The following is a 13,296-nucleotide window of genomic DNA, read 5'->3' on the forward strand; positions in this document are numbered from 1 at the left end:
ACTCTCCCCCAAATTAAAGCATGTCAAGGAATCGATTTGTGATGACTTCTGTATCTTCCGGTGTTCGGCAAATAATTAACATCGTATCATCACCACAGATCGTTCCTAATATTTCTTCCCAATCAAGGTTGTCGATTAATGCACCAATTGCCATTGCATTACCAGGCAGGCATTTCAAAACGAGCAAATGACCAGCTGAATCAATTCTAACAAAGGCATCGATTAATGATCTTTTTAATTTTTGTAATGGATTAAATCTTTGGTCTGCAGGCAAGCTGTACTTATAACGGCCATCAATTAAAGGAACTTTAACAAGATGCAGTTCTTTAATATCTCGTGACACTGTGGCCTGCGTTATATTATAGCCTGCATTTTTAAGCTCATCTACTAACTCGTCCTGTGTTTCAATATCATTGCTGACAATAATTTCTCTAATTTTTATATGGCGTTGACCTTTATTCATTTTTTCACCTCATAGTTATAGGAACATTAGAGTATTTTGTACTATAATGTTGTATCTACCCATATGTTAGCCGATATTTCCAAACTTGTACATTTATTCTTAATAAAAATACATGAACATGCAATAAAAGGATAGGCATTGCCTATCCTTTTTAGTTTTGTTTCGTATGAAATTCTTTATGTGATTCATTTACAACATCAGATGGACTGACTGGTAATTGAAAAACCCCTGCTTCCCGGTCACCTTCCCATTTAAGATGAAGTAAAAACTCAATATTTCCATCACCGCCGGTAATAGGTGAATAAGACAAGTTTGTCACAGTGAATCCTTGTTCAATAGAAAAATTAATTATTTTTTCTATTACTTGTAAATGTACCTTTTCATCCCGAACGATCCCTTTTTTACCCACCTGTTCACGTCCTGCCTCGAATTGCGGCTTTACAAGGGCAATAATATCACTTCCAGGTATTAGAAGTGTTTTTAACACAGGCAATATTAAGGTTAAGGAGATAAATGATACATCAATCGTCGCAAAGTTCGGCATTTCCCCGCCTAAGTCTGCAGGTGTTACGTAGCGGAAATTTGTTCTTTCCATCACCACTACGCGTTCATCCTGTCTTAGCTTCCAAGCAAGCTGATTGTATCCTACATCTAAGGCATATGACATTTTCGCTCCATTTTGCAGTGCACAATCGGTAAACCCTCCAGTTGAAGCACCAATGTCTAATAAAACTTTTCCTTCGACATTTACTGCAAAAACCTTTAGTGCCTTTTCAAGCTTTAATCCTCCACGGCTGACATAAGGGAGCGTATTCCCCTTTATATTTAGCGGAATATCAACCTTTACCTTTTCACCAGGTTTATCTAACCGCTCTTCATTTGAATATACTTGCCCTGCCATAATAGCTCTTTTTGCCTTTTCCCTCGTCTCAATTAAACCTCTTTCCACGAGTAACACGTCTAATCTTTCTTTATTTTTCATTTTTTAAGCCCTTTGCTGTTTTTTCCTTGCCAGAATGGAAATCCTTTTGATTACTTCTTCCGTCGTTAAGCCAATCTCTGCAAGAAGGGAGTCTACATCACCATGTTCAATAAATTGGTCTGGGATTCCGATTCGGTCTATTTGTGTGTGATAAAATCCTTGGGACTGGGCGTATTCAAGGACGGCACTTCCAAAACCTCCTTGTAAAACGGCCTCCTCAATTGTGAGAAGCGGGATATTTTTTTCTAATAGGCTGGTCAACATTTTTTCATCTAGCGGCTTTATAAACCGTGCATTTACAACCCTTATAGAAATCCCTTGCTTTTCAAGAGCCAAAGCTGCTTCCATGGCCATAGGAATCGTTGTACCAAAGGTTAAAATAGCCGCATCATCGCCGTCTTTTAAAACCTCCCAGGTACCAATAGGTATCTTTCGGAATTCCTCGTCCATTGGGACACCAACTCCATTGCCGCGCGGGAATCTCATCGCAATTGGGCCATCATTATATTTCATGGCAGTATACACCATATGCTGTCCTTCATTTTCGTCTTTTGGCATCATAAGGACGATATTGGGTACATGCCTTAAAAAGGCAATATCGAATACACCTTGGTGTGTTTCACCATCAGCACCAACCAAACCCGCACGGTCAATTCCAATAAAAACATTTAAATTTTGGCGGCAAATATCATGGACAACCTGGTCATAGGCTCTTTGTAAAAATGTAGAGTAAATCGCTAAAAATGGCTTCATGTTTTGCGTTGCTAATCCTGCCGCGACTGTTGCTGCATGTTGTTCGGCGATCCCAACATCATACATTCGGTCAGGGAACTCGCTTGCAAACCCTTCGAGCTTTGAACCAACCGGCATCGCTGGAGTAATCGCCACAATTCGTTCGTCGCTGCGTGCTATCTTTCGGACTGTTTCACTTACTAAACTGCTCCATGCAGGCGGCTGCTTTTTAGCTGGTTTAACAAAAACACCAGTATCCATCTTATATGGACCTGTTCCGTGCCACGTACCTGTTTTATCGCTTTCTGCCGGTTGAAACCCTTTTCCCTTCTTTGTAATTACATGAAGGAGAACAGGGCCTTTCGTCTTTTTAGCGAAGCTTAAGTTCTCAAATAAATTGTCAAAGTTATGACCATCAATCGGGCCTAAGTAGGTAAACCCTAGCTCTTCAAAAAACATACCCGAAACCACTAAATACTTAAGGCTATCCTTAATCCGTTCTGCAGTTGCTGCCAATTTACCTCCGACAGCAGGTACTTTTTTCAATAATATTTCTAGTTCATCTTTAACCCATTGATATTTTCCTGCAGTGCGCAATTGGCCTAGAATATTATGAAGGGCACCCACATTAGGAGCAATTGACATTTCATTATCGTTTAATATAACGATCATATCTTTCTTCTCATGACCAATATGATTTAATGCTTCTAATGCCATTCCTCCTGTTAAAGCACCATCACCAATTACCGGTACGACAAAGGATTTTTCTTTTTTTAGGTCCCTGGCTATTGCCATTCCCATTGCCGCTGAAAGTGACGTAGAACTGTGGCCTGTTTCCCATACATCATGCTCACTTTCAATCCGTTTTGGGAAACCACACAGTCCTTTAAACTGTCTCAAGGTATCAAAATCACGTGCCCTGCCAGTTAAAATTTTATGCACATAGGATTGATGGCCAACATCCCAAATAATTTTATCCTTTGGGCTGTCAAAACATTTATGTAAAGCAATGGTTAATTCTACTACACCGAGATTCGGTCCAATATGGCCTCCTGTGACAGATAGCTTTTCCACTAGGAATTGGCGAATATCCTGACTTAAAGCCTCCAACTCTTTATTCGACATCCTTTTTAAAAAGGATGGGTCCTTTATTGATAATAAATCCATTTTGGGACCACTCACTTTCATACATTTTCTTTCTAAAACTTTTTTTAAATATATTCTTACTATTGCTAGGATTTCACTATTTCTGAAAAAATAGCCGCTAACACAAAATGTGATAACGGCATTAACAACGTTCTCTACATTGAAAACGATTATAACACACTAAATTGATTGCCTCAAACACCCATTATTAGTGATCTCTTGTAGCAACTAAATCCGTTATTTCTCTTAACAAATTTGTATTTAAGCCTGTCTTTTTCAGATATTCCTTTGACATGTTTATTTGATTACGTAAAGCATCTTTTGCACCTTCCAAAGTTAACAATTGGGGATAAGTACTCTTAAGGTTTGCGGTATCACTTCCAACAGGCTTCCCAATAATTAGCTGATTGCCGACCAAATCTAGAATATCATCTTGTATTTGAAATGCAAGACCTAGGTGATGGGAAAAAAGAGAGAGATGATCAAATTTGCTTTGACTTGACTTCGCCATAATAGCACCCGCTACCACACTAAACCTGAGCAGCTTACCCGTTTTATGGATATGTATATAATCAAGTTCCTCAAGAGAGAGTTTCTTTCCTTCTCCTTCCATATCCGCAACTTGACCGCCTACCATTCCTTCTGTCCCCGCCGCTTTTGCCATTTCAATCACTAGCTTTAGCTTTGTATCGGCCGAGGCAAATTCATTTGCAAGCTTACTAATTACTTCGAAACTATAGGTTAATAAGGCATCACCAGCTAAAATTGCAATTGCATCACCAAATACCTTATGATTGGTCGGTTTTCCTCTCCTTAAATCGTCATTGTCCATACTCGGCAAGTCATCATGGATTAAGGAGTAGGTATGAATCATTTCAATCGCAGCCGCAACTGGCACTCCTTTTTTAGGGTCTATTCCAAACGCGTCCAAGGTTGCAAATAGCAATAGGGGACGGATTCTTTTGCCGCCTGCTTCAAGGGAATAAATCATGGATTCCTTGATAACAGAAGGAGCATCAAGCTTTTCAACCAGTGCACGAAGCTCCATATCAAGCAGCTGCTTATATTCTTGTGCAAATGCGTCTAGTAACCCGGTTTCCAAGTCTTATTCCTCCTCGTCAATAGAAAAACTTTCCGTACGTCCATCCTCCGTTATGATTTGCGTAAGTTGTTCTTCCACACTTTTCAATTTATCATGACATAGTTTTGAAAGTTCCATACCGTCTTTATAGAAAAGAATCGCCTCTTCTAATGGCACATCACCTTCTTCAAGCTTATCCACAATTTGTTCCAGTTTCGTCATTGCCTCTTCAAAGGTTAATGTTTTTTCATTGGTCACAATTTTCTCTCTCCTTTATATTCTCCACATTACAGAAAAGACTCCCATCCGTTAATTGAATCTGCACACGCTCATTTACTTTTACTTGTTCTACACTTTTCACAAGAATGTTTTCTTCTGAATAAGCCAAACTATAACCGCGCTCCATTATTTTCAATGGACTCAATGCTTGTAAAGTTGAAAGAATTCGATCAAAATTAGTTTGTTTTTTTGAGAGTATTTGAAGCATAGAGCGGTTCATGGCTTTTTGTATACGATCAAAACTTGTTTTTGCTTCTCTCATTGCTTCGTTAGGATGGTTCCGTTGCAACCGTTTATGCAGAATCTCATGCTGACCTTTTTTCAAGATAGTTAATCTGGAAGTTCCGCGAACAAGCATTTCTGTTAATTTGTCAAGCTGTTCAAGTTTTTGTTCATAAAGGCGGTGTGGATAACGAAAGGCATATGATTTTTGAACACGGTATAAGCGTTCTTTTTCAAACTTGAATTTTCCATTCATCGCACGGAGCAAGCGTGTTTGCCGCTGCAAAATCCTGTCCATTAACTCTTCCAAATGTGGAACAGCTAATTCTGCAGCACCAGTTGGCGTAGGAGCACGTAAATCCGCAACAAAATCGGCAATCGTAAAGTCTGTTTCATGACCAACAGCTGAAATAATAGGGATCTTAGATGCAAAAATAGCACGAGCGGTTAGTTCCTCATTAAAGGCCCACAGTTCCTCAATCGACCCGCCACCACGTCCTACAATCAAAACATCAATTTCCTTCATGTTATTTGCTTGTTCAATTGCCTTTACAATGGAGGGGGCAGCCTGATCACCTTGTACAAGTGCCGGGAATACAAGAATATTAGCTATTGGATAACGTCTTTTAATTGTTGTTATGACATCCCTTATTGCAGCGCCTGTAGGAGAAGTAATGACGCCAACGGTTCTTGGATACAATGGAATGGCTTTTTTCGTTTCAGATGCGAATAATCCTTCTGCCTCAAGCCTTTGTTTTAACTGCTCATAGGCCAGAAACAATTCACCGATGCCATCTGGCTGCATTTCTTTTATATAAATTTGGTATTGGCCGCTAGGCTCGTATACAGTGATATCACCTTTTGCAATCACCTTCATACCGTTTTCAGGCGAAAACTTCATAAAGCGGGACTGACTGGAAAACATTACGGCAAGAATTCGGGCTTTTTCATCTTTTAATGTAAAATACATATGTCCGCTCGAATGCTGTTTAAAATTTGAAATTTCCCCTCTTATATGAACATCGCTCAAATGAGGATCGGCATCAAATTTCCTTTTTATGTATTTGGTTAAAGCATTTACAGATAGATATCTTTGCTCCTGCATAACAAGTTCCTCTTTTCACCAATTAACAAAACTGTCCTTATCTATTATAAAGTGAAAATTCAACCATAAAAGATAAGGACAAGAGTCTGCTTAATTTATGTCTAAACTTTCAGCTGCGGATTTAAGTGTATTGTACATAAGCATCGTAATGGTCATAGGACCGACTCCTTTTGGAACTGGAGTGATATATCCTGCTTTCATGGAGACCTCATCAAAAGCTACATCACCACAAAGCTTTCCAGATTCATTACGGTTAATGCCTACATCAATTACGACTGCGCCATCTTTAACATGTTCAGCCTTAATAAAGTTTGGAACTCCAACAGCGGCAACAAGGATATCCGCATGTTTTGTATGGAACTTTAAATCTTTCGTTTTTGAATGACAATAGGTTACGGTTGCATGTTGATTAAGGAATAATTGACCTACAGGCTTGCCGACAATATTGCTTCTTCCAACCACAACAACATGCTTCCCTGAAATGGAAATACCTGTTTCTTCAAGTAACACCATAATTCCGTAAGGTGTACATGGCAAGAAAGCATTTTGCCCAGTCATCATCCTGCCAATATTAATCGGATGGAAACCATCGACATCCTTTAATGGAGAGATAGATTCAATAACCTTTTTTTCATCAATATGTTTTGGAAGTGGGAGCTGGACCAAAATACCATGAATCTCAGAGTCTGCGTTTAATTCTGCTATTTTTGCAAGTAGTTCTTCCTCGGATACCTCTTCTTGCATTTCTATTAATAAAGAGTACATACCAAGTTCTTTACATGCTTTTTCTTTACTTGTTACATATGTCCGAGATGCATGGTTATTTCCTACGAGAATAACAGCTAATCCAGGTGTAACACCCTGGCTTTTAAGTTTTTCAACCTCTTCAGCAATTTCTAATCTTTTTTTTGCAGCTATTTCTTTTCCATTAATAATTTGTGCAGTCATTGTCATTTCTCCCCTTATCCCAAGAGACCCAATCAATTAATTGTTGAGAAGCTTTTGTTTCACCTTCGAAAGAACACCATTTATAAACTTACTTGATTGGTCATCCCCATAAATTTTAGCTATCTCTATGGCTTCATCTAAAATTACATTTTCCGGAACTTCATTTCTGAAATATTTCAATTCATATGTAGCAATTCTTAATAAATTTCGATCAACCGTTGCTAATCGATCGAGTGACCATTTTTCAAGGCTTTGAGTGATTAATTCATCAATTTCAGCTTTCTGCTCGATAACCCCTAAAACCAGTTTTGATAGATACTCATCACCTGCCACCCCTTCCAAAACATGTTCAATTGCTAATGATGGTTCGGTGTTACTTACATCGATTTGAAAAAGAGCCTGTAGTGCTTTTTCCCTTGCTGTTCTTCTTTTCATTATACCGTTAACTCCTTTAGTTATATTAAATTATTTTTGTCGATATTTCATACATGAATTGTTATAAAAGCAAATAAACTAGCTTGTACATAAAAAGATAATAGCATAACTAAAAGAGAATCGCACACTAAGGTAAATTTTTTATTATTTAGAATCATTTAATAAAAAAAACCAAAGGAATTATTCCCTTGGTTCAACATGTTAAAGTTCTGAATCAATCTCAAGTTCGTTTTTTTGCGCTTCAAATTGAATTCCTACAACGTGAATGTTTACTTCCTCTGCATCTAATGCCGTCATATTTAGCAGTGCTTGACGAATATTATCTTGTATTTTGCCTGCAACATTCGGAATAGAAATGCCAAACTTCATTAAACAATACACATCAACTTTTATTCCTGATTCAGTTAGTTCCACTTTTACGCCTTTACCGTGGTTTTTTTTCCCTAAGCGTTCTACAACACCTGTAGCAAAATTACCGCGCATTCCTGCTACACCTTCAACCTCGGAAGCAGCAATCCCTGCAATAACTTCAATTACCTCAGGGGCAATTTCAATTTTCCCATGTCCATTATTTCCTTGATCCATTTCCAAGACACTAAATTCGCTCATTTAGTACACCTCCAGATATTAGATAGACCTCATCACATCATGTAATTCCAGAAATTTTGTATTAAAGCTGCCTTCTACAAATTTTTCATGTTCGAGCAATTTTAAATGAAACGGTATCGTGGTATGGATGCCTTCAACAACAAACTCACTTAGGGCACGTTTCATTCTTGATATTGCTTCATCCCTGGTGCTGCCATATGTGATAACTTTCGCAATCATAGAATCGTAGTAAGGCGGAATCGTGTATCCTGGATAAGCTGCTGAATCAATACGAACACCTAATCCACCAGGCGGTAAATACATATTAATTTTCCCAGCAGAAGGGAGAAATTTCTTCTCCGGATTTTCTGCATTTATCCGGCATTCGATTGCCCATCCTGTAAAAGTGACATCCTGCTGATTAATCGTTAGTTTTTCGCCGCTTGCCACTCGAATCTGTTCTTTTATCAAGTCTATTCCAGTGACCATTTCTGTTACGGGATGCTCCACCTGAATCCTTGTGTTCATTTCCATAAAATAATATTTACGATTGCGGTAGTCATATATAAATTCTACCGTGCCAGCACCAGAATAATCAACTGCTTTTGCAGCTTTTACTGCTGCTTCACCCATTTCAGAGCGAATTTCTCCGTCTAATGCAGGTGAAGGCGTTTCTTCAAGAAGCTTTTGCAGCCTGCGTTGGATGGAGCAATCTCTTTCTCCTAAATGAATGGTGTTACCGTAAGTATCACCCAGGACCTGAATTTCGACATGGCGGAAATCCTCAATATATTTTTCTATGTATACGCCTGGGTTTCCAAATGCCGTCAAGGCTTCTTGTTGGGTAATATTGATGCCTTTAATTAATTCCTGTTCATTCTTAGCTACGCGGATACCTTTACCGCCGCCGCCTGCAGTCGCTTTTATTATTACCGGGTATTCAATCTTCTTAACAAGTTCAAGAGCTTCATCGATATCATTAATGATTCCAGTTGAACCAGGTACGATTGGAACGCCGGCTTCACGCATTGTTTCTCTGGCGATATCCTTAGTACCCATTTTTGTGATGGCCTCAGGACTTGGGCCGATAAATGTAATATTACATTCGCGGCAAAGTTCTGCGAAATCTGCATTTTCAGCCAGGAAACCATAGCCCGGATGAATGGCATCACAGGCAGTCAGCTTTGCGACACTAATAATATTTGTTACGTTTAAATAACTGTCTTTTGATGGTGTGGGTCCAATACAATAAGCTTCATCTGCCAATTGGACATGCAATGCCTCACGATCTGCTTCGGAGTAAACAGCTACGGATTCGATGCCCATTTCTCGACAGGCACGAATAATCCTCACCGCAATTTCTCCTCTGTTTGCAATTAACAGTTTTTTTATCATCCTGTTACCGCTCCTTACTCAGGCTTTACTAAAAATAAAGGCTGTCCGTATTCTACTAATTGGCCATTTTTAACAAGTACTTCAACAATTTCACCGTTTACCTCTGCTTCAATCTCATTGAATAGTTTCATCGCTTCTACAATACAAACGATGGAATCCTTTGAGACCTTTGATCCCGCTTTTACATATACGTCTGCTTCTGGGGTTGGCGAGGAATAGAAAGTTCCTACCATAGGCGAGGTTATTTTGTGTAAATTTGCAGTATCTGCCGGCTTTGCCGATTCTTCCTTAGGAGTCTCCAGTATAACTTCTTGAACTGGGGCAGAAGTTGCTGCAGTAGCGACAGGCGCTGGTTGGACAACCGGTGCTATTTCAGCTACAGGTACTGCCGGACTCACTTGTGAGACAATTGTGGTTGAGGTATTTTTCTTCATTTTAATTTTTGAACCGTCATATTCATATTCAAATTCATCAATACTAGACTGGCCAACTAATTTAATTAATTCGCGAATTTCTTGTACTTTTAACATTGAGTTACACTCCTTGTACAACATTAATTAGGACTTACTACTAATACTATACGATAATATTTAGTAATAGTTCAATATTTTAAATCCAAAGTGTAAGAACATTTCACTATTTTCCCCTTCTATCATCATAATCTTTTTATTATTAAAAAGGAATTTTGAATGTTCTAATCACCTCAAATGATTATTTTTCCCTATGAATTATATTATTAATCAATGGAAAAAAGGAAAGCCTTAGACTTTCCTTTTAATGAATTAATTCATGGGACTTTGAGAATTGTCTAGCTTCAGCGCCTAGGGGCTTCCGGGTTTCTTAGTTATTTTGACGGCTGGTATTCAACTGTTACATAATTGGTTTCGTCAATTTCTTTTTTCACTTCTAGCATAATCTTGTTGGCCTCTGAGGCGGAAGGCTTTTTCTTGGATTTAACCGTTACAATTACTTTCGCTCCGTCGGCTCTAACAAGGACATCATCAAAACCCATTGTTTTAATAAAAGATTCAAGCAATTCTTCACTTCGGGCTGTTTTATTCAATTTATCCATTTGGTCTTTCACTTTGCTTTTTTCATCTGGTGAAAGATCAGTGGAGGCTATCTCGTCTGTAAAATCTTGTTGCTGCTTGCTGCGCTGGTCCTCGAGCTTCATTCGGAGTTCTTCAAATGCGGCATCACCTGCTACAGAAGTTACAACTGTTTTTCCGTCTTTGGTTTCTGTTTTTGTTTTACCTTGATTTTGATCTTTAGGCTTTTGTTGTACAGCAGCAATGTCTTTGTTCTTTTGCTCAGGAGACGTAATGTAATAAACCGATAACACCACTACTAAACTCAACATTGTTAATAACCAAACAGTTTGTTTTTTCAAAAGCATATAGGAAATCCCCCTTTTATTTTTTAGGCATGACAGCAACTCGATGGCTTGGCACTCCTAAAGCCCGAGTGACTGCTTCCCTAATCCATTTTTTTACCTCGATATTATCTGCTCCCTTTGCAACCACCAGTACACCGCGAATCTCAGGCTTTTTGGTTTCTACAATAATTGGAACCTCTTTTTCTCCTTCACGGATAATGACCAGTTGTTCATCTGTTGAAGAATCTACAACCTTACGCTGCCCGCCTTCACGATCCGTTTCATCTGTTGTTTGTGATTTGGTCACCCTATTTTTCTCAAGTACTTTTTTATCAGTTGAATCTATTGTCACCAAAACGGTAACATCCTCATCCCCCAGCATTTCCTGTAAGGCTTTCTTCATCTGATTTTCATATTTTTCCTCATATTCAGCGATCGCCTTATTGCCGGAACTCTTTTTAATGCCGAATGCCGGAACATCTTCAGAACCTGCTTTTTCATTCGTTGCCGTGGGTACCGAAGCAGGATTTGTGTCCTTTTTAAATAAAATATTCCCTGCAAGCATAAACGCGGCACCAATACATAGGACAAGGAGCATATATTGGTACTTACCGAGTTTCTTATCGCCCTTATCATCCTGTTTGAATATATTTTTGAGCCACGATAATGGTCCTTTGTTGTTATCCATTCTTCTTTTTAATCCCCCCTTCAATCAAAACTTCCACTGCTTCCTCTGTTACGTTCCATTTCTGTGAAAGAAATGCGGCGATTTTTTCTGTTTCTTCTGTTGATCCTTTGGTTGGAAGAGGTTTTTCTGTGTTTATTTCGATTTGCTTAATTGCTTCGACTGTCTTCACGCCATGTTCTGGCTGTTTTAGGTGAACCATAACCTTTTGGAGGTTTTCAGGGAATGTTTGGTCGCTTTTTTCATTTATGGCTAGATCAATTTTTTCAATCTCCAATCCGTATTGTTCCATCAACTCCTCCTTAACGCCTTTTTTTAGCTGGACAGCCAATTCTTCTAAAATATATGCATGTTGTGAGGCTTGTATTTCTTTTTTCTTTAAATCTATTAAATTTTTCATATTTTTTTCTCCCGGAGCCTGAAATGAAGGAATAGAACCAAGTGCTGATTCAAAGTCCTTGGAGATCAATTTAAAGATAGGGGCAAGAATAATCGCAATTAAGAGCAGACCTGTAACCATCTTGGAATATTTTTGCATGCTAGAATTTGGCAGCAGCATATCTATGACAGTAGCTAACAGGATAAAAAGAATAATATTCGTTACCCACTCTCTCAAAAACTCCATTCTAATTTCCCCCCTATCTCATCATCATCGTTAAATTTCCAGCCGCCACAATGACTGTAATACTTAAAAAGAACATCAGTGACACAATCCCCAGGGCAGCAAAGACGTAAATGACGCTTTTACTGATAATATCAAGACATTTAATCACCGGACCTCCGCCTAGAGGCTGAAGGAGGGCTGCGGCAAATTTATAAATAAAAGCAATCATTAATATTTTAATAGCTGGAAAGGCGACAATAATGAGCAGGATGGCAACACCTGCAATACCAACTGTATTTTTTAAAAGCACCGATGCACTTACGACTGTATCAGTGGCATCGGTAAACATTCTCCCAATGACAGGAATGAAGTTTCCGGTTACGAATTTTGCAGTTCTTATGGCTACACCATCTGTTACAGCTGCTGATGCCCCCTGTACAGAAATAACCCCAAGAAAAATCGTTAAGAAAAGCCCCATTAACCCGATGCTCCAGTTTCTTAAAAGAGCAGCTAATTGTGACACTTTATATTGTTCAGACATCGTGCTGACAATACTGAGCAAGGTGGCTAAAAAGAGGATCGGCAGGATCACATATTGCATAAACATTCCACTTATATTCATTAAAAATAAAATGACTGGATGAAAGAATGCCGCAGATACAAGCCCTCCAGAAGCGGCTATTAGTGCAAGCAGGAGAGGAACAAGTGCAAGGACAAAGGAAGTCATCGTCCCAATTGCTTCATTTGTATACCTGATCGAGATATGAAAACTATTAAGAGCTAGGATGACCAGAACCATATACACAATGGAATAGGCAACCTTACTAATAGCGCTCTTCTCGAAGGCGTTTTGCATGGATTGAAGAAACATGCTAAAAATTGTTAACATAACTAATGATCCAAGTAATTTTCCATTCGCAACAAACTCATGAAAGACAAACTTTAATGCTGCCAGCCCCCATTGTTTAAATGAGAATTTTTTATCGCCTTTTACGAAATCATACAAGCTGCCTTTTTGGCTTTCCGGAAGGAAACCACCATATTTATTGGTAATATCCTCCCAAAATTGTTTTAGTTCGGTTAAGTCCAAAGTTTTAAGCTGTTCATCTACCAATTCCTGTGGAGAAAGAGGATTAGAGGTGTCTTTATATTCTTCGGCAGCTTGTACATTTGGAATGAACACAAAATAGAAAAGAAGAATGATAATAGGAATAATCTGCAGCCTCTGCTTCAATTTTTACACCTCTTTAGAAAAG

15 protein-coding genes are annotated in these 13,296 nt (G+C 38.6%); all 15 read right to left on the reverse strand.

Going from position 1 to position 13,296, the window contains the following annotated elements; translation table 11 throughout:
- Positions 1-13: 13 nt before the first annotated feature.
- Positions 14-463 (reverse strand): transcriptional regulator AhrC/ArgR, encoded by a 450-nt coding sequence (gene ahrC, locus V7150_RS11235; RefSeq protein ID WP_335517693.1) that lies wholly within the window; start codon positions 461-463, stop codon positions 14-16.
- A gap of 151 nt (positions 464-614) precedes the next feature.
- Positions 615-1,445, reverse strand: coding sequence for a TlyA family RNA methyltransferase (locus tag V7150_RS11240; RefSeq protein WP_335517696.1), 831 nt, complete (start codon positions 1,443-1,445; stop codon positions 615-617).
- A 3-nt stretch (positions 1,446-1,448) separates the two neighbouring features.
- Positions 1,449-3,344, reverse strand: coding sequence for a 1-deoxy-D-xylulose-5-phosphate synthase (gene dxs, locus V7150_RS11245; RefSeq protein ID WP_335517700.1), 1,896 nt, complete (start codon positions 3,342-3,344; stop codon positions 1,449-1,451).
- A gap of 187 nt (positions 3,345-3,531) precedes the next feature.
- Positions 3,532-4,425 carry a polyprenyl synthetase family protein gene (locus V7150_RS11250; protein WP_335517703.1) on the reverse strand — a complete coding sequence of 298 codons (894 nt, stop codon included), beginning with the start codon at positions 4,423-4,425 and terminating at the stop codon, positions 3,532-3,534.
- A gap of 3 nt (positions 4,426-4,428) precedes the next feature.
- On the reverse strand, positions 4,429-4,662 hold the full coding sequence (locus V7150_RS11255; protein WP_335517706.1) for an exodeoxyribonuclease VII small subunit: 234 nt from the start codon (positions 4,660-4,662) through the stop codon (positions 4,429-4,431).
- Positions 4,652-6,010: an exodeoxyribonuclease VII large subunit gene (gene xseA / locus V7150_RS11260; RefSeq protein WP_335517709.1), complete on the reverse strand. Its 1,359-nt coding sequence runs from the start codon at positions 6,008-6,010 to the stop codon at positions 4,652-4,654. The genes V7150_RS11255 and xseA overlap by 11 nt, the downstream gene beginning before the upstream one ends.
- 90 nt (positions 6,011-6,100) lie before the next feature.
- Positions 6,101-6,958 (reverse strand): bifunctional methylenetetrahydrofolate dehydrogenase/methenyltetrahydrofolate cyclohydrolase FolD, encoded by an 858-nt coding sequence (gene folD, locus V7150_RS11265; RefSeq protein WP_335517712.1) that lies wholly within the window; start codon positions 6,956-6,958, stop codon positions 6,101-6,103.
- 36 nt (positions 6,959-6,994) lie between these two features.
- The gene (nusB, locus tag V7150_RS11270; protein WP_335517715.1) at positions 6,995-7,393 is read right to left on the reverse strand and encodes a transcription antitermination factor NusB; all 399 of its coding nucleotides are present in this window, start codon (positions 7,391-7,393) and stop codon (positions 6,995-6,997) included.
- Between the two features lie 201 nt (positions 7,394-7,594).
- Positions 7,595-8,002, reverse strand: a complete 408-nt coding sequence (locus V7150_RS11275; protein WP_335517718.1) for an Asp23/Gls24 family envelope stress response protein — start codon at positions 8,000-8,002, stop codon at positions 7,595-7,597.
- Positions 8,003-8,020: 18 nt separating this feature from the next.
- The gene (gene accC, locus V7150_RS11280; protein ID WP_335517722.1) at positions 8,021-9,376 is read right to left on the reverse strand and encodes an acetyl-CoA carboxylase biotin carboxylase subunit; all 1,356 of its coding nucleotides are present in this window, start codon (positions 9,374-9,376) and stop codon (positions 8,021-8,023) included.
- Between the two features lie 14 nt (positions 9,377-9,390).
- Complete coding sequence (gene accB / locus V7150_RS11285) at positions 9,391-9,906, reverse strand: acetyl-CoA carboxylase biotin carboxyl carrier protein (RefSeq protein ID WP_335517725.1); 516 nt, start codon at positions 9,904-9,906, stop codon at positions 9,391-9,393.
- A 314-nt stretch (positions 9,907-10,220) separates the two neighbouring features.
- The gene (locus tag V7150_RS11290) at positions 10,221-10,772 is read right to left on the reverse strand and encodes a SpoIIIAH-like family protein (protein WP_335517728.1); all 552 of its coding nucleotides are present in this window, start codon (positions 10,770-10,772) and stop codon (positions 10,221-10,223) included.
- Positions 10,773-10,788: 16 nt separating this feature from the next.
- Positions 10,789-11,439: a stage III sporulation protein AG gene (gene spoIIIAG, locus V7150_RS11295; protein WP_335517731.1), complete on the reverse strand. Its 651-nt coding sequence runs from the start codon at positions 11,437-11,439 to the stop codon at positions 10,789-10,791.
- Entirely contained in the window at positions 11,432-12,061 is a 630-nt protein-coding gene (gene spoIIIAF, locus V7150_RS11300; protein ID WP_335517734.1) for a stage III sporulation protein AF, read from the reverse strand. The genes spoIIIAG and spoIIIAF overlap by 8 nt, the downstream gene beginning before the upstream one ends.
- A gap of 13 nt (positions 12,062-12,074) precedes the next feature.
- Positions 12,075-13,274, reverse strand: coding sequence for a stage III sporulation protein AE (gene spoIIIAE, locus V7150_RS11305; RefSeq protein WP_335517737.1), 1,200 nt, complete (start codon positions 13,272-13,274; stop codon positions 12,075-12,077).
- Positions 13,275-13,296 lie beyond the last annotated feature (22 nt).

Source organism: Neobacillus drentensis (assembly GCF_036965245.1).
Lineage (GTDB): Bacteria > Bacillota > Bacilli > Bacillales > Cytobacillaceae > Neobacillus > Neobacillus drentensis_G.